Raw genomic sequence first — 20,863 nt, 5'->3', positions numbered from 1 at the left:
ACAGCATGAAAATCAAACGATTCGTCGCCGCCGACATGCGCTCGGCCATGAACCTGGTGCGCAAGGAACATGGTCCTGACGCCGTGATCCTGTCCAACCGCCGGATCGAGGAAGGCATCGAGATCGTCGCCGCCGCCAACTACGACGAGAGCGCCGTGCAGCGTGCACTGGAAGCCTCGCGTCGTGACATCGCTCCGCCGCCGGCGCCGAAGCCGCGCACCGCCGCCGACGCGGTGATCGCCGCGGTCACCCGCCGCCGCAGCAATACCCCGGCACCGGAACCGGTCGCCGCAACCACCTCGGCCGTGGCTGCCCTCGCCCGCGCTGCGGTCGGCGCCACCGGCCGCACCCTGGACAGCGCCGACGAGATCGTGCCGACCCGCGGCAGCACCGGCTTCGCCGCCACCCTGGCACGCGCCGCCGTCAACGAACCGGCGCTGCCGGATCAGATCTTCGCTCCGTTCGCCGAAGCCATCGTCGCACCGGCGCTCAGCACCGCCGCACCGGCCAACCGCGCCCGCTTCCAGATTGATCCGCCGCACGAGGCGCATCACGAAAACGCGGCCCCGGCTGTGCAGCCGCCGCCGCTGCCGACCGCTGCCGTGACCGAAGCGCAGCCCGGGATCGTTGCCAGCGGACCGGCACCGGTCGAAGCCAGCGACGAAACCGGCGCTGCCCCCGTGCTGGCCCCAGCCCCGGCACTGACCCTGGTGGCCCAGGACGACGCCGAGATCCGCCAGCTGCGCCAGGAAGTGGCCGGCATGCGCCATGTGATCGAGCGCGAGATGAACCGCTTCACCGACGAGCGCCTGCGCGGCTGCCCGGTGCGCGCCACCGCGCTGGACCTGATGGACGAGTATGGCTTCGATGCCGGCCTCGCCCGCGACGTGGCCATGCAGATCCCGCTGGAGACCGAGGCCCACCGTGGCCGCGGCCTGATGCTGGGGCTGATTTCGCGCAAGCTGCCGATCGCCCCGGTCGACCCGCTGGAAGAAGGTGGTGTGATCGCCCTGGTCGGCCCGACCGGCGCCGGCAAGACCACCACCATCGCCAAGCTGGCCTCGCGCTTCGCCGAGAAGCACGCGCCGCGTGACGTGGCCCTGGTAACCACCGACACCACCCGCATCGGTGCCCGCGAGCAGCTGTACGGCTACGGCCGCCAGCTCGGCATCGCGGTGCACGAGGCCAACAGCGGCACCGACCTGGACCAGCTGCTGGAACGCCTGAAGGACTACAAGCTGGTGCTGATCGACACCGCCGGCCTGGGCCCGCGCGACCGCGCCCTGGCCGCCCAGCTGCAGTGGCTGCGTGCCGCGCGCCAGGTCCGCACCCTGCTGGTGCTGCCGGCCAACACCAGCTTCGGCGACATGGACGAGGTGGTCCGCCGCTTCGGCGCCGCCAACCTGCAGGGCCTGGTACTGAGCAAGCTGGACGAGACCGGCCGCTTCGGCAACGCCCTGTCGGTGGCCGTGGATCATGCCCTGCCGATCACCTGGGTGACCGATGGCCAGGACGTCCCGGAGGACCTGCACCGGGCCAGTGCAGCCAATCTTGTACTTCGCCTTGAAGATTTGCGCCGCGCGGCCGATATGCCCTGCAACCCGGAGTTGAACCATGCCGTCGCGTGAGTACGCCAAGCTGACCAAGACCTTCCCGCTGTCGGCCACCCGCAGCGAGCCGCTCGGCCCTGTGCGCACCATTGCGGTCACTGGCGGTAAGGGCGGCGTGGGCAAGACGAATGTGTCGGCCAACCTGGCCGTGGCACTGGCTGGCATGGGCAAGCGCACGCTGCTGCTGGACGCCGACCTCGGCCTGGCCAACATCGACGTGATCCTGGGGCTGAACCCCACCTTTACGCTGGCCGACCTGGTCGCCGGCCGCTGCACGCTGGATGACGTCATCGTCGAAGGCCCGAACGGCGTGCTGGTGGTCCCGGCCGCATCCGGCCGCCGCCACATGGCCGAGCTGGCTCCGGCCGAGCACGTTGGCCTGGTCAACGTGTTCTCCGAGCTGGAGCGCGAGCTGGACATCATGGTGGTGGACACTGCCGCGGGCATCACCGATGGCGTGCTGACCTTCTGCCAGGCCGCACAGGACACCGTGGTGGTGGTCTGTGACGAGCCGGCCTCGATCACCGACGCCTACGCACTGATCAAGGTGCTGTCGCGCGAGCGCGGCGTGGACCGCATCCAGGTGGTGGCCAACATGGTGCGCGACCCCAACGAGGGCCGCGTGCTGTACGAGAAGCTGACCCGCGTCTGCGAGAAGTTCCTTGCCGATGTCTCGCTGAACTACCTCGGCTGCGTGCCGCAGGATGACTGGCTGCGCCTGTCGGTGCAGCGCCAGCAGCCGGTGGTGAAGGCCTATCCGTCCAGCCCGGCGGCGCTGGCGATCACCGAGATCGCGCGCCGTACCGCGCGCTGGCAGGCGCCGACCGAACCGCGTGGCGGCGTCGAGTTCTTCCTCGAACGCATCCTCAAGCAGCGTGGGGTGACGGCATGAAAGGCGCAGCCCAGTACAGGGAAGTGCAGCGCTCGGCGGCAAACGAAGTCATCGCCCAGCATTCGGACCTGGTGCGGCGCATCGCCCACCACCTGGCCGCGCGCCTGCCGGCCAGCGTCGAGGTCGACGACCTGATCCAGGCCGGCATGATGGGACTGATCGAAGCCTCGCGCAGCTATGACGCCGACCAGGGTGCTTCTTTCGAGACCTACGCCTCGATCCGCATCCGTGGTTCGATGATCGACGAGATCCGCCGTGGTGACTGGGTCCCGCGTTCGGTGCACCGCCGTGCACGTGATGCCGCCGCCACCATCCGCCGCCTGGAACAGAGCAGTGGCCGTGCCGCCAGCGCCACTGAAGTGGCCGCCGCGATGGAGATGCCGCTGCCTGAGTACCTGCGGCTGATGGAAGACGCTGCACGTGGCCAGGTGCTGAGCCTGGAATCGCGCATCGAGGACCAGGGCGAGCTGGACACCGTCGCCCAGGGCGGGCCGACCCCGCAGCAGGTACTGGAGCGCGGCGAGTTCGGTCGCGAGCTGGGCAAGGCCATCGGCCACCTGCCCGAGCGCGAACAACTGGTGCTCTCGCTGTACTACGAGCAGGAACTGAACCTGAAGGAGATCGGCGCGGTGCTCGGCGTGAGCGAGTCGCGGGTCTGCCAGATCCACGGCCAGGCGGTACTGCGCCTGCGTGGCCGGCTGAAGCTGTTCGAGGCTGCCGACGCAGGCCTCGAAGAATGAACATCCCCGAGGCGGCTGCCCCCGGCCGTCCGGAATGAACAACAAAGGAATTCTGCTTTGAACAAGAACATGCGCATCCTGATCGTCGACGACTTCTCGACCATGCGTCGAATCGTCAAGAACCTGCTGGGCGATCTGGGCTTCACCAATACCGCCGAAGCCGAGGACGGGCATGCCGCGCTGTCGCTGCTGCAGAGCCAGCCGTTCGATTTCGTGGTCACCGACTGGAACATGCCGGTGATGACCGGCATCGAGCTGCTCAAGGCCATCCGTGCCGATGCCAAGCTGAAGACCCTGCCGGTGCTGATGGTCACCGCAGAAGCCAAGCGCGAGCAGATCATCGAAGCCGCCCAGAGCGGCGTGAACGGCTACATCATCAAGCCATTCACCGCGCAGACGCTGGAAGAGAAGCTCGGCAAGATCTTCGAACGCCTGGCGGCCAGCGCCTGATGGATACCACGGTCGACAAGAACGCCCTCGCCCTGCGCCTGCAGGAGGCCCTGGACGCACTCGAGTCCGGTGACGAGGCCGCCTGGCGGCAGCGCATCGATGGGCTGGTCGCGCTGCGCACGCAGCCGATGATGAGCGGCCTCTCGCGGCTGGCCCGCGAGCTGGGACAGGCGCTGGGCGAACTGCCGACCGTGCCGAGCGAAGCCGGCGAACTGGACGACGCCTGCGCGCGACTGGACCACGTGGTGGCGATGACCGAACAGGCGACGCACCGCACCCTGGACCTGGCCGAGGAATGCCGCAGCCTGACCGAACAGCTGCGCGCTGAAGGCCTGCAGCCGGGCCAGGACGCGCAGCTCGAGCGCATCCGCCACAACCTGACCGAGATCGCCCTGACCCAGAGCTACCAGGACCTGACCGGGCAGATCATCCGTCGCGTGGTCGGCATCGTCCGCCGCGTGCACGAAGGCTTCGGCGCGCTCGGCCTGCCGCCGGAACAGCATCGCACCGACCCGGAACTGGCCGGGCCGGCACTGAAGGGACTGGACCGCCACGCGGTCTCGCAGAACGACGCCGACGACCTGTTGTCGGATCTGGGGCTGTAAGCATGAGCGCGGTATCCGACGACATCACTGCCGATTTCATCATCGAGGCGCAGGAGATCCTGGATCGCCTCGGCGAACAGCTGGTGTCGCTGGAGCAGGCACCGCAGGACAGCGACCAGCTCAACGCGGTGTTCCGCGGCTACCACACGCTCAAAGGCGGCGCCGGCTTCCTCGGCGTCACCGCCATGGTCGAGCTGTGCCATGCCGCTGAAGAGGCGCTGGGCGCCGCACGTGCCGGCCAGGCCGTGCTGCAGGCCCACCACTTCGACGCGGCCCAGCAATCGCTGGACTACCTGCAGTCGATGCTGGACGCGGTTTCCTCCGGCACCGAGCCGGGCTATGCGCCGCCGGACCTGATCGCACAGTTCGACGTGCACGGCGGTGGCGTGGCTGCACCCGCCGCCGCCGCCGCACCCACCGCGGGTGGCAGCGACCTGATCACCGACGACGAATTCGAGGCTCTGCTCGACCAGCTGCATGGTGGCAACGCGCCGACCGCGGTCGCGCCAGCGAAGAAGGCCGACGACGGACTGATCAGCGAAGACGAGTTCGAAGCCCTGCTCGACCAGCTGCACGGTGGCGCGGCACCGGGCACCAAGCCTGCGGCCGTGGTGGCACCGGCACCGATCGCAGCGCCGCGCCCGGTCGCCGCACCGGCACCGGCGGCGAAGCCGGCCGCCAAGCCGCTGGCCGAGGCCGAACATACCGTGCGCGTGGACACCAAGCGCCTGGACGCGATCGTCAACCTGATCGGCGAACTGGTGCTGTCACGCAATCGGCTCAAGACCCTGCGTGCACGCCTGCGCGATGAAGAGCTGGACCGGGCCGTGTCCACTCTGGATATCGCCACCGCCCGCCTGCAGTCGGCAGTGATGCGCACCCGCATGCAGCCGGTGGGCAAGGTGTTCTCGCGCTTCCCCAAGGTTGCCCGTGACGTCGCCCGCTCGCTGAAGAAGGAAGTGGACCTGGAACTGATCGGCGCCGAGACCGAGCTCGACCGCAACCTGGTCGAAGCGCTGGCCGACCCGCTGGTGCACCTGGTCCGCAACGCCATCGACCATGGCGTGGAAATGCCCGACCTGCGCGAGGCACAGGGCAAGCCACGGATGGGCCATGTGCGCCTGTCGGCACAGCAGGAAGGCGACTACGTCAGCATCGAGGTGCAGGACGATGGCGCCGGCATCGACCCAGAAAAGCTGCGTGCCAAGGCGCGCGAGAAGGGCCTGATCGATCCGGAAGCCGCCGCGCGCCTGAGCAGCGAGGAGTGCCTGCACCTGGTGTTCCTGCCCGGCTTCTCGACCAAGCAGCAGGTCACCGACATCTCCGGTCGTGGCGTCGGCATGGACGTGGTGCAGTCACGCATCCGCGAACTGAGCGGCCAGATCCAGATCCAGTCGGAACTGGGCCGTGGCAGCCGCTTCCTGATCCGCGTGCCGCTGACCCTGGCGATCCTGCCGACCCTGCTGGTGCAGGCCGGCGAGGACGTCTATGCGCTGCCGCTGGCCCGCGTGATGGAAGTGCTGCACGCGCCGCGCACCTCGCTGGGCTGGTTCGATGGCCGTGCCGTGCTCGACCGCCGCTCGCACACGCTGCCGCTGGTCGATCTGCGCCAGTGGCTGGATGTGACGCCGGCCGCCTCGTCGCTGCTGACCATCGTGGTGCTGCAGGCCGGCGAAGCGCGCTTCGGGCTGGTCGTGGACCAGGTGCGCGGGCGTGAGGAAGTGGTCATCAAGCCGCTGCCGAAAGCGCTGCGCGGCCTGCGCGGTTATGCCGGTGCAACCTTGATCGGCGATGGTCGCATGGCGCTGATCCTGGACGTGGACGGGCTGCGATGACCCCCGCCGGGCCATGCCCGGCGCCCCGAAAACTGTGACCACCGTCTGTACGCGATCTACCGGTGTCTCAAGTCCCATTCATACACGCCGATACCGGAACCATGGATAGACTCAGCCTCATTGGACTCTTTCTCGCCCTGGCCTCGCTGGTCGGCGGCAGCATCCTCAAGGGCGCCGGCCTGGCGTCGTTGTGGTCGCCTGCGGCGTTCGTGATCGTCATCGTCGGCACCGTCGCCGCGATCCTGCTGCATACCTCGCCGGCGGTGTTCAAGCATGCCTTCAAGATCGTGCGCTGGGTCGTGCGCCCGCCGCACAGCGATCGCCGCGAACTGATCCAGCAGATCGTCGAGTGGAGCAACATCGCCCGCCGCCAGGGCCTGCTGGGCCTGGAATCGCAGGTGGAAGCACAGCAGGACCCGTTCCTGCGCAAGGGCCTGCAGCTGCTGGTGGACGGCGTCGAACCCGAATCGATGCGGCACATGCTGGAAATCGAACTGGGCAGCCAGGAACACCAGGACCAGGCCGGTGCCAAGGTCTTCGAAGCGATGGGCATCTATGCACCGACACTGGGCATCATCGGTGCCGTGCTTGGCCTGATCGCGGTGATGAAGAACCTGGCCGACCCGAGCAAGCTCGGCCACGGCATCGCCGCAGCGTTCACCGCCACCATCTACGGCATCGCCTCGGCCAACCTGCTGTTCCTGCCGGTGGCCGCCAAGCTCAAGAGTGTGATCTCGCACAACACCCGCGACCGCGAAATGGTCATCGAAGGCCTGATCTCGATCGCCCAGGGCGAAAACCCGCGCAACATCGAAACCAACCTCTCCGGCTTCCTGCACTGACATGGCCCGCCGCAAGCACCACGAAGAGCACGCCAACCACGAAGCATGGGCGATCCCCTATGCCGACCTGATGACGCTGCTGCTCGCCTTCTTCGTGGTCATGTACGCGATTTCCTCGGTGAACGAAGGCAAGTACCGGATCATGGCCGACGCGCTGACCGATGCCTTCGGGGGCGCGCCGCGCACCATCAATCCGGTACAGGTGGGTAACAAGCAGGTGCAGGGTGGCGGCTGGGACAGCCCCTCGGTGATCAAGTCCGGCACCAAGATCGGGCCCTCGGCGCCTGCGCCGTCGCACGACCCGACCCTGCTGCCGTCGATGGCCTCGCAGATGCGCATGCCTGTTTCGGTGCACAACCAGGAGCAGATCGCGCGCGCCGAGCGCCAGCTCAACAGCATCGCCGACCGCCTCACCGCCGCGCTCGCGCCGCTGATCGACCGCGGCATGATCAGCGTGCGCCGCACCGAGCTGTGGATCGAAGTCGAGATCAACAGCGACATCCTGTTCCCCACCGGTTCGGCCGCGCTGGACGTGCATGCGCGGCAGACCCTGGCCAGCCTGGCCGAGGTCCTGCGCGACGTACCCAACAGCGTGCGCGTGGAAGGCCACACCGACAACGTACCGATCGCCACCGCCACCTTCCCGTCGAACTGGGAACTGTCGGCCGGGCGCGCGGCCAGCGTGGTGCACCTGTTCGCCGACCAGGGCGTGCAGCCGTCGCGGCTGGCGATGGTCGGCTACGGCCAGTTCCGCCCGCGCGAAGAGAACGACAGCGCGCAGGGCCGCAACCGCAACCGCCGGGTGATGGTCATCATCCTGGCCGACACCTCGCACTCGGTGGACCCGCTCGGCCAGCGCCTGAACGCAGCCACCGGTGCCACCCGGAACACCGATACCGAACAAGCCGCGGCAACTCCGGCTACCGCCCCCACCTCCCCCATCGCACCGGTGAAGTTGCCGCCGGTGCCGGCTGGCAGCCGCGTCGGCGCCGCCGTTCCCCCGGCAATGAAGGAGTAATCCGATGCGCATCTGGGCAGTCGCCAACCAGAAGGGCGGAGTCGGCAAGACCACCACCACCCTCGCCCTCGGCCGCGGACTGGCCGCACTTGGCCATCGCGTGCTGCTGATCGACCTCGATCCGCACGCCTCGCTCAGCCGCGCGTTCGGCGTACCGGTGGACCCGCCGCCGGCTGGCGTGCTGGAGCTGTTCGGCGCCCCGCCCGCCGATCTTTCCAGCCTGTGCCATGCCAGCAGCATCCATGGCCTGGACTATGTCTGCGCACAGTCCGCGCTGGCCACGCTGGAACGCCGCAGCGCCAACCAGCCTGGCCTTGGCCTGGCACTGCAGAATGCGCTTGCGCGCCACCAGGGCCAGCACGACTACATCCTGCTGGACTGCGCCCCCACCCTCGGCCTGTTGATGATCAATGCGCTGGCCGCAGCCGATCGCCTGATCATCCCCACCCAGGCCGAGCCGCTGGCCCTGCATGGCCTGGATGGCATGGTCCGCACCGGCGAGATGGTCGAACGCTCGCGCCGCCGCCCGCTGCCGATCTCGATCCTGCCGACCCTGTTCGACCGCCGCACCCGCGCCGGCAACGAGTCGCTGCGCACGATGCAGGATCGTCACGGCACCCGTGTGTGGGAAGACGCGATTCCGATCGACACCCGCATCAGCAACGCCGCCGGCCTTACCCTGCCGAGCGTTGGTGAGGATTACCCGGGCCGCGGCCTGGCCGCCTATCGCCGCGCGCTGAACTGGATCCTCGGCGAGGATGCCCGCGCCCTGGAGCAGGCCGCATGAACAGCACCGGTGTACTGGACGACTACCTGGACGAACTGCTGGGCGAAGCGATCGCCGTGGCACCACCGGCTGCACCGCCGCCGGCGAGCGACGAAGCGTGCCCAGCAATTGCAGCCGACGCCGAACGCGAGCCGACCTGGGATGACCTGCCGGCCGAGGTGATCTACGAAACCGAGACCGTCGCCGCTGCGCCTGCCGTCGACAACGCCGCACTCGAAGCCGCCTTCGACGCGGCCGCAACGGCTGAGCGCGAGCCCACCTGGGACGATCTGCCCGCCGAAGTGATCTACGAAACGGAGACTGTTGCTGCTGCCGCGGCAGAGGACGACGCAGCACTGGAGGCCGCCTTCGAGGCCGCCGCAATGCCTGTCGCCGCCCCCGAGCGCGAACCGACCTGGGATGACCTGCCTGACGAGGTGATCCACGAGACGGCCCCTGCTCCCGCCACCGCCAAGTCCGGCCCGGAACCTACATGGGACGACCTGCCGGACGAAGTGATCTACGAGACCGATCCGGCCGACAGCCATCGACTCGCCCACACCGACAGCCCCGGTCTGGAGGCCGCGTTCGAGGCCGCTGCCGGCGGCGAGGACGTTCCTGCGCCACCAGCGGCCGTGGTCGCAGCACCCGCTCCAGTTGCGCGCACCGATGCCGCGCCGCCCCCGCGCGTGGCCGTGGACGCGCCAGCAGGCCACCGCCCGAGCAGCTGGCAGGAGCTGCAGGCACAGGCACATCGGCCCGCCAGCAGCCCGCATCCACAGAACCGACGCGCCGGCGAGCGCACCTCGCGCTGGCTGCGCCTGCGCTGCGGCACCCAGGCCTATGCACTGGAACTACTGAAGGTGCAGGAAGTGGTGCTGCCGGTGCCGCTGCTGCCGTTGCGCGGCACTGCGCCGGCCATGCTGGGCATCATGAACCTGCGTGGCCAGGTGGTACCGGTGATGGACCTTGGCCTGCACCTGGGCGCCGCAGCCGCCGAAGACGACTCACAGACCCGCATCGTGGTGCTGGAGGAAGACGGCGAGACCATCGGCCTTCGCGTGTCGGCAGTGGAAGATGTCGCCAACCTCACCGATTCGCAGATCGAACCGCCCGATACCGCGCGCATCTGCCAGATCTCCAACGACCTGTTCCGTGGCGTCGCCCGGGTCAGCCAGCGCCCGATGATCCTGCTGGATGCCACCCGGTTGTTGAGTTGAACGAAAAATGGGGACGGAGGGGATTAAGTCGCAATCGACCAGGCGCTCCCGCAGCCACCCTCGGCAACCGCGACCACGCAGTGGGGACGTAAGGTATTGATCCAACGGATCAACGCCTTGCGTCCCCGACAGGCACCGCATCGGCGCAAAGCGCCGAGCCAGTTGCGACTTAATCCCCTCCGTCCCCTTTTCAACAGCGCCCGCATCGACGCACCGCGTCGATTCCCCTAAAGAACCCCGCCGGGGTGCCGTTATGGATCACGGAACCGTTTGTCCGGAGCAACGATGAGCACTGTCGAACTGGGTGGGGATCTCGGCATCGAGAGCACCACCGAGCTCAAGAACCGCCTCGCCCCGCTGGTGGCGCAGGCAGGCGAGCTGACCCTGGATGCCAGCCAGGTCGCCCGCATCCACACAGCCGCCGTGCAGGTGCTGTGTGCGTTCGTGCAGGCCCGCCGCGAGGCAGGCCTCGGCACCGGCTTCCACGGTTGCACTGCAACCTTCCGTGACGCCGCGCGCCTGCTGGGCGTCACCCAGGCCCTGGGCCTGGACGTAACCCATGACAACCTGAAATCTGTGGAGAACGCTGCATGAGCGCACGTATCTTGGTGGTGGACGATTCGGCGTCAATGCGCCAGATGGTGTCCTTCGCCCTCACCTCGGCCGGTTTTGCCGTCGAAGAAGCTGAAGACGGCGCGGTCGCGCTCGGTCGCGCCAAGGGCCAGCGCTTCAATGCGGTGGTCACCGACGTCAACATGCCGAACATGGACGGCATCGCGCTGATCCGCGAACTGCGCCAGTTGCCGGACTACAAGTTCACGCCGCTGCTGATGCTGACCACCGAATCGGCCGCCGACAAGAAGTCCGAAGGCAAGGCCGCCGGTGCCACCGGCTGGCTGGTCAAGCCGTTCAATCCGGAACAGCTGGTCGCCACCGTGCAGAAAGTGCTGGGCTGATCGCCCGCCACCGCTCCCCCTCTTCGCTTCCGGACCACCACTGCCATGAGCATGGACCTGCAACGCTTCCACGCCACCTTCTTCGAGGAGAGCCGCGAAGGCCTCGACGCGATGGAGGCTGGCCTGCTGGCCCTGGAATCGGGGCAGCAGGACGCGGAGATCATCAATTCGGTGTTCCGCGCCGCCCACTCGATCAAGGGCGGCGCCGGCACCTTCGGCTTCGATGCGATCGCCGGCCTGACCCATGTGCTGGAAACGCTGCTCGATGAGCTGCGTGCCGGCAAGCGGGCGCTGGAAGGCCATGCCGTCGACGCCATGCTGTCCTCGGTGGACGTGCTGCGCGCCCTGCTGCGCGAAGCCGAACACGGCCAGGCCGCCGATCCCGCCGCAGTTGCTGCGGTGAAGGCGCGCCTGGAGGCGGTTCTTTCCGGCGAGGCCGCAGCGAGCGCCCCCGCGGCCGCCGCAGCCAAGGTGGACGATACGCCGGAAGCCTGGCAGATCGGCTTCACCCCGGCGCCATCGCTGTTCATGAGCGGCAACGACCCGCTGCGCATCATCCGCGAACTTGAGCACCTGGGTTCGCTGCAGGTCGCCGCGCGCATGGAACGCCTGCCCGGCTTCGCCCAGCTCGACCCGCTCGAGGCCCACCTGGCGTGGGATCTCGGCCTGGTCGGCAAGGTGCCGCGCAGCAAGATCGAAGACACCTTCGCCTGGGTGCTGGACGACTGCGAACTGGACATCCGTCCGGCTGCGCCGCCGAGCCTGGCCACCGAGGCACCTGCTACACCCGCCCCTTCCACACCGGCTGCCGTTGTACCGGCGGCACCCGCCGCCGCTGCCAGCAGCGCTGGCGGCCAGGAAGCCGAAACCTCGATCCGGGTCAGCGTCGACAAGGTCGATGCACTGATCAACCTGGTCGGCGAACTGGTCATCACCCAGGCCATGCTCAAGCAGGTCTCGCACGCGCTGGACCCGGTCCACGCCGAGAGCCTGTTCGCCGGCCTGGACCAGCTTGAACGCAACACCCGCGACCTGCAGGAAGCGGTGATCGGCGTGCGCATGCTGCCGGTCGATGCGGTGTTCCGCCGCTTCCCGCGTCTGGTCCGCGACCTGTCCAGCCGCCTCGGCAAGCAGGTACGCCTGCGCACCGTCGGCGAAGGCACCGAACTGGACAAGGGCCTGATCGAAAAGATCGCCGATCCGCTGGTGCACCTGGTGCGCAACTCGATCGACCACGGTCTGGAAATGCCCGACGTACGTCGCGGTGCGGGCAAGGACGAGACCGGCACGATCACCCTGGCAGCCTCGCATCAGGGTGGCCATATCGTCATCGAAGTCAGCGACGACGGCCGCGGCCTGGACCGTGCCAAGATCCTGGCCAAGGCCACCGAACGCGGCCTGGCGGTGCCGGACAACCCGACCGATTCGCAGGTCTGGGACCTGATTTTCCAGCCGGGCTTCTCCACCGCCGATGCAGTCACCGACCTGTCCGGCCGTGGCGTTGGCATGGACGTGGTCCGCCGCAACATCCAGGCGCTGGGGGGCGAGGTCCAGATCGAAAGCAGCCTCGGCGCTGGCACCCGCACGCTGATCCGGCTGCCGCTGACCCTGGCTATCCTCGACGGCATGACCGTGGCGGTGGCCGGTGAAACCCTGATCCTGCCGCTGGCTTATGTGCTTGAGGCCCTGCAGCCGCAGGCCGAGGACATCCGCAGCATGGCCGGCGAAGGCCGCGTGCTGCGCGTGCGTGGCGAGTATCTGCCGATCCTGTCGCTGAGCGAGTACTACGGCTACGGCAACCGCGCACCGGGCAGCGAATCGCTGGTGGTGGTGGTCGAAGGCGATGGCCAGAAGATTGCGCTGGAAGTGGACGAGCTGGTCGGTCAGCAGCAGGTGGTGGTGAAGAACATCGAGAACAACTACCGCCGCATCGGCGGGGTATCCGGTGCCACCATCCTTGGCGATGGCCGCGTGGCCCTGATCGTCGACATCGGCGGTCTGGTGCGTTCGCTGCGGATGCCGCAGGCCGCCTGACCCATACTGCATGCGTGTACTGAACCGCCGCCCTTCGGGGCGGCGGTTTTTGTTTGCGCGCACGGCCACGATCTGACCGCGCTCGCTTCGCCAGGCATACCGTGAACTCCGTCTGCACGAAGGTTTCGGGCGCAACCTTGCCGCTCAAGCGAAAGCCCTGTCATGGCACCACTTTCGCGACGTCATCCCTACGCAACCGAATGTGATCTGCGTCCATAAAGTCCATCCGAACTGCGCCGCTATTTCGCTTTGACGGCCGTCACCGAACCCCCACCGGGCACCACCGTTCGCTCTGCAACCACCCCCAGCCGACGCAACGACGCCGGCGCCCTGCCCACCTGGAGCACCCTGCATGAAGTGGTTCCACGATCTGCCCATCGCCCGCAAGCTGGCCGTGGGGTTCACCCTCACCACCTTGATGACCCTCGTCCTCGGCGCATTCGCACTGCTGCGGCTCAACGAGGCCAACAAGCAACTGGGCGAGATGGCCAGCAACGATATTCCCTCGGTGCAGCATCTCGGCGAGGCGCGCTCGCAACTCGGCGAGTTCCGCACCTACGAGCTGGCTCTGTTGAGCATGCTCGACCAGCCTGACAAGGTGGCCGACTACTACAAGCGCATGGACGGCACCGCCAAGGCCGTACATGACGAACTGGCCGCCTACTCGGCACTGCCAGCCCTGGCCAAGGAGCGCGAGCTGTACGCTGCGGCAAACGTGCAGCTGGACCGCTACTTCGCTGCCAACAAGGCCATGCGCGAAGCCGTCGCGGCAGGCGACGGCACCTTGGCGCGGCAGATCTCCGACGAACAGTCGCGCCCGGCCCGCCGTGACCTGTTCGCTGCGATGAAGACCCTCGGCACCCATATCGCCGGCCTGATGGATGCCAAGATCGCCGATGCAAATGCCACCCACCGCGCCAGCATGATCGCCATCATCGGCTGCATCGTGCTGCTGTCGTTGGTGGCGGCCGCGCTGGCGACGGTCATCTCGCGCGCCGTCACCGGCCCGCTCGGCAAGGCCGTGCACGCGATCCAGGCCGTTGCCCGTGGCGATCTCAGCGTCAGCACCCAGGCCACCAGCAAGGACGAAGCCGGCAAGATGCTGGCCGCCACTACCGAAATGACCGCGATGCTGCGCCGCTTCTCCGAGCAGACCCAGCTGATGGCGCAGATGCACGCCGGTCCAGACATCAGCCACCGCATTCCGGAAGACTTCCCGGGCGTCTATGGGCAGCTGGCCAGCGGTATCAACACGGTCATTTTCGAACATCTCGACGCGATCCGCGATGCCATCGACGTGCTCAACCAGTACGCCACCGGCAACCTCGCTCCGGACGCACGCCGCCTGCCCGGCAGCCGCGCGATCCTGCACGAGTCGATGGATGCGGCCAAGGCCAGCCTGCTGGCCATCAACACGCAGATCCAGCAGCTGGCCTCGGCGGCTGCCGCCGGCGACTTCAGCCAGCGCGGTGATGCGCAGCGTTTCGATCACGATTTCCGCGTGATGATCGAGCAGCTCAACAGCATGATGCAGGTCGCCGACGGCAACCTCGGCCAGCTCTCGCAGCTGCTGCAGTCGATCGCCGCCGGCGACCTGACCGCGCGCATGGACGGCCAGTTCAACGGCGTGTTCGCACGCATGCGTGACGACGCCAACACCACCGTCGCGCAGCTGACGCAGATCGTCGGCCAGATCCAGGCCAGCGCGTCCAGCATCACCCTCGCCGCTGGCGAGATCGCGTCGGGCAACAGCGATCTGTCGCGCCGCACCGAGCAGCAGGCCGCCAATCTGGAAGAAACCGCCGCGTCGATGGAGGAACTGACCTCCACCGTGCGCCAGAACGCCGAGCACGCCCGCCAGGCCAATCAGCTCGCCATAGGCGCACATGGCGTCGCCTCGCAGGGCGGTGAAGTGGTCGGCCAGGTGGTCACGACCATGTCGGCCATCGAAGCCTCGTCGAAGAAGATCGCTGAGATCATCTCGGTCATCGACGGAATCGCCTTCCAGACCAACATCCTGGCGTTGAATGCTGCAGTGGAAGCTGCCCGCGCAGGTGAACAGGGCCGTGGCTTCGCCGTGGTCGCCAGCGAAGTGCGCACCCTCGCCCAGCGCTCGGCTGCGGCCGCCAAGGAGATCAAGGGCCTGATCGACGACTCCGTCGGCAAGGTCGCCGAAGGCTCCAGCCTGGTGCACCAGGCCGGCAGCACCATGGGCGAGATCGTCGCCTCGGTGCAGCGCGTGACCGACATCATGGCCGAGATCTCCGCAGCGTCGCAGGAACAGAGTGCCGGCATCGAGCAGGTCAACCAGACCGTGGTGCAGATGGACGAGACCACCCAGCAGAATGCTGCGCTGGTGGAAGAAGCCACCGCTGCCGCACGTGCAATGGAAGACCAGGCCGTGCAGCTGGGTGAAGCCGTGGCCCGCTTCCGGCTGGCATCACAGGGCACGACGGCCATCCCGGCACGCCCGCTGGCGGCACCGGTACCGCGCCAGGTCGCAGCCGCCGCACCGGCCGCAAAGCCGGTCCCGGCGCGTACGCTGCGCACGGCGACGGCCCAGCCGGCGCTGGCCGCAGACGGCGACTGGCAGGAGTTCTGATGTACCCGGGGTCGGATCCCTTTCCTTCGGGAAAGGGATCCGACCCCTGACGCATGGAAAGTGATGCAATTCTCACTTCATAATCGGGCACAGTGGCCGATATCCCCATCGAGCCTCGCGCCAACGCGTGCTGGCGCCCGCCCCTGACCGTAGATTCCATGTCCGACGGCAACGACACTGCAGTGCATGATGTCCACGCGGCTGATGCCGCTGACGAACGTTTCCTGGTCCGTAATCCGCGCCAGCTGCGGCAGCTGTTGCGATCGCTGATCGACCAGCGATCACTGATCAATGCGCATATCGACGGCCGCGACCGCTCGTTCCCGACCGCGCTGCTTGAACTCGACGAGGACGACGACACCCTGCTGCTCGATGGCAGCCCGCAGGAGGCGTCCAACCGCGCCGCCGAACAGGCCGACCATCTGCTGTGCTTTGCCCAGCTCGAACGCGTGCTGGTGCGGTTCCGCCTGCAGGCACTGCAACGTGTGGACAACGACGGCCACGTCGCCTTCCGTGCCCCTCTGCCGGACGAACTGGTCCATCTGCAGCGACGTGAGATGTACCGGCTGGAGACGCCAGTCACCGATTCGCCCCAGCTGCTGATCCCCGCCGGCGAGAGCCGTGCCGAAGCGCTGTCGATGCGGGTGGTGGACATCAGTGGCGGCGGCCTGGCGGTGGCCGTACCTACCGACTGCGCGGTGTTCAGCCTGCAGAAGCGCTACCCGGCGATGCTGTCGCTGCCCGACGGCCCCGACCTGGAGATCGAGCTGGTCGTCTGCAACCTGCTGCCGCAGCGCCAACCCAATGGCATCGAGATCAAGCGCGTGGGCATGCGCTTCGACATCCTGCCGCGTGGCGCCGACAGTGCCATCCAGCGCTACATCTTCCGCATCGACCGCCAGCGCAAGGCGCGCCGCAACGGCGAGCTGTAAGGCCTCCCGACCGGTAGTGCCGGCCGCTGGCCGGCAATGGCCGCATCCACATTGTTGCCAGGTTGCCGGCCAGCGGCCGGCACTACCGCTTCCCGTGTAGATCCACGCCATGCGCGGATGCCCCCATCTTCCCCGGTAGATCCACGCCATGCGTGGATGCCTTCCCCCGGCACCTAAAGTCCCCCGACGAGGGGCCGATATCGAGCCTGACACCGGGACTTCCGGCAGAACCAGGACCCCTCGATGAACGACAAGACCAGCTCCGCCGCCAGCGCCGGTGGCGAATTCCTCAGCTTCACCCTCGGTGCCGAGCACTACGGCGTGGACATCCTCAAGGTCCAGGAAATCCGCGGCTATGACGCGGTGACCCGGGTCCCGGATGCACCGGACTACATCAAGGGCGTGATCAACCTGCGCGGCACCATCGTCCCGGTGATCGACCTGCGCCTGAAGCTGCGCCTGGACGATGCCCGCTACGACGCCTTCACCGTGATGATCGTGCTGAACGTCGACGACCGCGTGGTCGGCATCGTCGTCGACAGCGTCTCGGACGTGATCCCGCTGTCGGCCGAGCAGATCCGCCCGACCCCGGAATTCGGCGCCGCCGTCGATACCCGCTTCATCTCCGGCATCGGCACGCAGGACGACCGCATGCTGATCCTGCTCGACATCGAGACCCTGCTGGACAGCGCCGACATGGGCCAGGCCAGCGTCGTTGAAGACGCCGCTGCCTGATCGAACGGACCTGCTTCACGTTCTGGTCACAAAACCCTTCAGTTCCCTCCGGCAGTGCCGATAGGGGGACAGAAGCCGGTCGCGCAGGAGCGCGCAGAACCGGAACGACCATCACCATCCCCGGAGATACACCTCGATGAAGTCCCTGCTTGCGTTCGTTTCGGCCGCTGTCCTGGCCACCACTGCTTCCGCCGCGTTCGCCCAGTCGGCCGACATGATCCCGCCGGAACTGGCACCGCGCTCGGTCGGCAAGGACGGCATGGTCTGCGGCAAGGTCGAGAAGGCCCGCTACGCAGAAGGTTCCGAAGGCCAGCCGACCTTCCTGTACATGGGCGGCGCCTTCCCGCGCCACACCTTCTCGGCCCGCATCGCTGGCGAGAACCGCGGCAAGTTCTCCTTCCCGCTGGAAACCCTGGAAGGCAAGACCGTCTGCGTGATCGGCAAGATCCAGCGCGACGCCTCGCGCGCCGAAATCGAAGTCAGCTCGCCGGCCGGCCTGAAGCTGGCCAACATCAAGTAATCCGCTGTCCGTCGAACCACGCCGGACCTGGTGCCGGCGTGGTTTCTGCTGCAACCGGGCCCGATGCCCGGGCGCGTCTGCCTTAGGAGCTCGCAACGCCCATGCCGTGGATCAACAACCTGAAACTGATGCCGAAGCTGCTGCTGACCTTCGGTGTCCTCCTGCTGGTGATGCTGCTGCAGGGTATCGTCGCCTATCGCGGCCTGCACTCGCTGAACAACGTCACCACCGAGCTGGCGGGTTCTCGCATGGAGAGCATCCGCATGGCCGGCGAGATGCGCGGCATGCTGGGTGAATACCGCAACGCCGCCTACCAGCAGCTGATCCGCGCCAGTGACGACGTCAAGGCTGATGCACGCAAGCAGACCGTCGAGCTGCGTACCAGCATGGACAAGTCGATCAAGGACTATCCGAAGCTGGTCGACAACGCACAGCAGAAGAAGCTGTTCGACACCTTCGCCAAGGAATGGAAGGACGCCCTGGCCTCCTATGACAGCGTCACCGAGATGCTGGAACTGGACCTGCCGGACGACGCCATCGATACCTTCGTCGGCGAGACCCGCACCAAGCACCGCAAGGCCGCTTCGGCGCTGGAAGCGCTGATCGCCGAAGACAACCGCCTCGCCCGCGCCTCGCGCGAAGAGGCCGAATCCACCTACTCCGCCTCGGCCGTGCTGACCGTGATCGCCCTGCTGGGCGGCGCCGCACTCGGCCTGGTGCTGGTCTGGCTGTTTGCCCGTGCCCTGGTCGGCAGCGTGCGCGGCGCCGTCTCGGTTGCCAACGATGTGGCCGGCGGCAAGCTCGATGGCCACATCGACGTCAGCCGCCAGGACGAAGTGGGCGAACTGATGCAGGCGATGCAGCGCATGCAGCGCGACCTGCGCGAGCGCACCGAAACCGACCAGGCCATCGCCCGCGAGAACCTGCGCATCCGCACCGCGCTGGACTACAGCTCCACCGGCGTGTACCTGACCGACACCAGCAATACCATCGTCTACACCAATCGCGCCCTGCAGCAGACCCTGAGCCAGTACCAGGACGACGTGCGCCGCGACCTGCCGGACTTCGACGCGCAGGCCTCGCTGATCGGCAAGCCGGTCACCGTGCTGGAGCATCGCGGCGAGATGGACCAGACCCTGCTGGGCAACCTGAAGGCACACGGCGTCGCCCGTCGCCCCATGCAGTACGGCGATGCCCAGTTCGCCCAGGTGGTCTCGACCATCCGCAATGAAGGCGGCGACACCGTCGGCTACGTGGTGGAATGGCGCGACCGCACCCAGGAAGCGCAGGTGGAAGCCGAAGTGGCCCGCGTGATCGCCCAGGCCGCTGCCGGCGACCTGTCCGGCCGCATCGATTCCAGCGACAAGGAAGGCTTCTTCCTGCAGCTGGCCCAGCAGATCAACGGCCTGCTCGACGCCAACGCCGGCAGCATCGAACAGATCTCCGGCCTGCTCGCCGCGCTGTCGCAGGGTGACCTGACCGTGCGCATGCACGGCGACTACCAGGGCGTGTTCGCCCGTATGCGAGACGACGCCAACGCCACCGCCGCGCAGCTGAGCGAGATCGTCACCCGCATCAAGCAGTCCAGCCGCGCGATCAGCTCGGCCGCCGGCGAGATCGCCTCGGGCAACAGTGACCTGTCGCGCCGCACCGAGCAGCAAGCCGCCAACCTGGAAGAAACCGCTGCCTCGATGGAGGAGCTGACCTCCACCGTGCGCCAGAACGCCGAACACGCCCGCCAGGCCAATCAGCTCGCCATCGGCGCGCATGGCGTCGCATCGCAGGGCGGTGAAGTGGTCGGCCAGGTGGTCACCACCATGTCGGCCATCGAAGCCTCGTCGAAGAAGATCGCCGAGATCATCTCGGTCATCGACGGCATCGCCTTCCAGACCAACATCCTGGCGTTGAACGCCGCAGTGGAAGCCGCACGTGCCGGTGAACAGGGCCGTGGCTTCGCCGTGGTCGCCAGCGAAGTGCGTACCCTCGCCCAGCGCTCGGCCGCCGCGGCCAAGGAGATCAAGGGCCTGATCGACGACTCCGTCGGCAAGGTCAACGACGGCTCGGCGCTGGTGCACAAGGCCGGCGCGACCATGGGCGAGATCGTCGCCTCGGTGCAGCGCGTGACCGACATCATGGCCGAGATCTCTGCGGCTTCGCAGGAACAGAGTGCTGGCATCGAGCAGGTCAACCAGACCGTGGTGCAGATGGACGAAACCACCCAGCAGAACGCCGCGCTGGTGGAAGAAGCCACCGCCGCCGCACGCGCAATGGAAGAACAGGCCGGTCACCTCAGCGAGGCCGTGTCGATCTTCGTGGTGGATGAAGCCGAGACCGTGGTTGCCCCGCGCATCGCCGCTGCCCCGGTCCCGCGTGCTGCCGCACCGGCCGCACCGGCCCCGGTCGCCCCGCCGGCCCGCCGCACCGCCGGTGGTCGCCCCATGGCCACCGAACTGGCCGACGGAGACTGGCAGGAGTTCTGATGCCTGCCTGACCTGACGTACGAGAACGCCCTGGCCCTGCGCTGGGGCGTTTTTGTTTACGGGGTATCTGGATATCCAGCCAACGGCGAAGCCCCTCGGGGTGGTCGCGGTAGGCGCGTGGCTACTGAGGGTTGGCCGGGAGGGTGGGCTGCGCAGGGGCCGCTGCAAGTACGTCCATGTAAGCTCGGTCGCCGCATCCATGCGGCTCACGCCCCTGCGCAGCCCACCCTCCCGGCCACGGACAGTTTCCGTGTATCCCACCCCGGATTGAAGAAGAAAGAGCAAAGAGCAAAAAGCCAGGTCGCGTCCGGGGTCAGATCCGTTTTCCGCAGGAAAACGGATCTGACCCCTCTTTCCGCCTGGAAACACAACGCTCTTGCCGTCCGACACCGGAATATCGAATGGGCCGGGCCAGGGTGGGTTGGCGGGGGTGTCCGCGGCATGGATGCCGCGGCCAAGCCCCCAGGGACGGGTTTACGGCGTCCCCCGCCAACCCACCCTGGCCCGGCCCTCCTCGCAACCCGTGACCGCCGACCAACCGCCGTTGCTGTTGCTGTTGCTCCAAAAGCCTGCCGCAGGCAGCGCCGCAGCCGCCGCTGCAAGGAAACCTGAATACGTTCGGACAC

General features: G+C 67.6%; 18 protein-coding genes. All 18 read left to right on the top strand.

The annotated features are described in order from the left end of the window. Window positions 1-5 precede the first annotated feature (5 nt). The 18 genes from flhF (at window position 6) to ACZK5G_RS10380 (ending at window position 20,237) form a co-directional block, all read left to right on the top strand. Window positions 6-1,628 (top strand): flagellar biosynthesis protein FlhF, encoded by a 1,623-nt coding sequence (gene flhF, locus ACZK5G_RS10465; RefSeq protein ID WP_478466305.1) that lies wholly within the window; start codon window positions 6-8, stop codon window positions 1,626-1,628. After that, on the top strand, window positions 1,615-2,502 hold the full coding sequence (locus ACZK5G_RS10460) for a MinD/ParA family ATP-binding protein (RefSeq protein WP_049401182.1): 888 nt from the start codon (window positions 1,615-1,617) through the stop codon (window positions 2,500-2,502). The genes flhF and ACZK5G_RS10460 overlap by 14 nt, the downstream gene beginning before the upstream one ends. Then, window positions 2,499-3,242, top strand: coding sequence for an RNA polymerase sigma factor FliA (locus tag ACZK5G_RS10455; protein WP_049401180.1), 744 nt, complete (start codon window positions 2,499-2,501; stop codon window positions 3,240-3,242). The genes ACZK5G_RS10460 and ACZK5G_RS10455 overlap by 4 nt, the downstream gene beginning before the upstream one ends. 57 nt (window positions 3,243-3,299) lie before the next feature. After that, window positions 3,300-3,692 carry a chemotaxis response regulator CheY gene (cheY, locus tag ACZK5G_RS10450; protein WP_006365466.1) on the top strand — a complete coding sequence of 131 codons (393 nt, stop codon included), beginning with the start codon at window positions 3,300-3,302 and terminating at the stop codon, window positions 3,690-3,692. Then, window positions 3,692-4,297, top strand: coding sequence for a protein phosphatase CheZ (locus tag ACZK5G_RS10445; RefSeq protein WP_006442968.1), 606 nt, complete (start codon window positions 3,692-3,694; stop codon window positions 4,295-4,297). Before cheY ends, ACZK5G_RS10445 begins: the two co-directional genes overlap by 1 nt. A gap of 2 nt (window positions 4,298-4,299) precedes the next feature. Beyond that, the gene (locus tag ACZK5G_RS10440; protein WP_478466303.1) at window positions 4,300-6,132 is read left to right on the top strand and encodes a chemotaxis protein CheA; all 1,833 of its coding nucleotides are present in this window, start codon (window positions 4,300-4,302) and stop codon (window positions 6,130-6,132) included. Window positions 6,133-6,233: 101 nt separating this feature from the next. Then, window positions 6,234-6,974: a flagellar motor protein gene (locus ACZK5G_RS10435; protein ID WP_010482457.1), complete on the top strand. Its 741-nt coding sequence runs from the start codon at window positions 6,234-6,236 to the stop codon at window positions 6,972-6,974. A gap of 1 nt (window position 6,975) precedes the next feature. Next, window positions 6,976-7,992: a flagellar motor protein MotD gene (gene motD / locus ACZK5G_RS10430; RefSeq protein WP_032129222.1), complete on the top strand. Its 1,017-nt coding sequence runs from the start codon at window positions 6,976-6,978 to the stop codon at window positions 7,990-7,992. A gap of 4 nt (window positions 7,993-7,996) precedes the next feature. Then, entirely contained in the window at window positions 7,997-8,779 is a 783-nt protein-coding gene (locus ACZK5G_RS10425) for a ParA family protein (protein ID WP_005413243.1), read from the top strand. Continuing rightward, window positions 8,776-9,978 (top strand): chemotaxis protein CheW, encoded by a 1,203-nt coding sequence (locus tag ACZK5G_RS10420; protein WP_478466302.1) that lies wholly within the window; start codon window positions 8,776-8,778, stop codon window positions 9,976-9,978. The genes ACZK5G_RS10425 and ACZK5G_RS10420 overlap by 4 nt, the downstream gene beginning before the upstream one ends. A 285-nt stretch (window positions 9,979-10,263) precedes the next feature. Then, entirely contained in the window at window positions 10,264-10,572 is a 309-nt protein-coding gene (locus ACZK5G_RS10415; RefSeq protein WP_014037092.1) for an STAS domain-containing protein, read from the top strand. Then, the gene (locus ACZK5G_RS10410) at window positions 10,569-10,934 is read left to right on the top strand and encodes a response regulator (protein ID WP_005409521.1); all 366 of its coding nucleotides are present in this window, start codon (window positions 10,569-10,571) and stop codon (window positions 10,932-10,934) included. The genes ACZK5G_RS10415 and ACZK5G_RS10410 overlap by 4 nt, the downstream gene beginning before the upstream one ends. A gap of 45 nt (window positions 10,935-10,979) precedes the next feature. Next, on the top strand, window positions 10,980-12,968 hold the full coding sequence (locus ACZK5G_RS10405; protein WP_032129224.1) for a chemotaxis protein CheA: 1,989 nt from the start codon (window positions 10,980-10,982) through the stop codon (window positions 12,966-12,968). Between the two features lie 352 nt (window positions 12,969-13,320). Next, the gene (locus ACZK5G_RS10400; protein ID WP_478466300.1) at window positions 13,321-15,570 is read left to right on the top strand and encodes a methyl-accepting chemotaxis protein; all 2,250 of its coding nucleotides are present in this window, start codon (window positions 13,321-13,323) and stop codon (window positions 15,568-15,570) included. A 158-nt stretch (window positions 15,571-15,728) separates the two neighbouring features. Next, window positions 15,729-16,502, top strand: coding sequence for a flagellar brake protein (locus tag ACZK5G_RS10395; protein WP_032129226.1), 774 nt, complete (start codon window positions 15,729-15,731; stop codon window positions 16,500-16,502). A 243-nt stretch (window positions 16,503-16,745) separates the two neighbouring features. Beyond that, window positions 16,746-17,237 (top strand): chemotaxis protein CheW, encoded by a 492-nt coding sequence (locus ACZK5G_RS10390; RefSeq protein ID WP_049401162.1) that lies wholly within the window; start codon window positions 16,746-16,748, stop codon window positions 17,235-17,237. 136 nt (window positions 17,238-17,373) lie between these two features. After that, window positions 17,374-17,757 (top strand): hypothetical protein, encoded by a 384-nt coding sequence (locus ACZK5G_RS10385; protein WP_010482470.1) that lies wholly within the window; start codon window positions 17,374-17,376, stop codon window positions 17,755-17,757. 101 nt (window positions 17,758-17,858) lie between these two features. After that, a complete protein-coding gene (locus tag ACZK5G_RS10380) occupies window positions 17,859-20,237 on the top strand; it encodes a methyl-accepting chemotaxis protein (RefSeq protein ID WP_478450786.1) in 2,379 nt (792 codons plus the stop codon). Window positions 20,238-20,863 lie beyond the last annotated feature (626 nt).

The sequence above is a fragment of the Stenotrophomonas sp. 62841_Sma genome, assembly GCF_056482945.1.
This window is presented reverse-complemented; position numbering and strand designations above follow the sequence as displayed.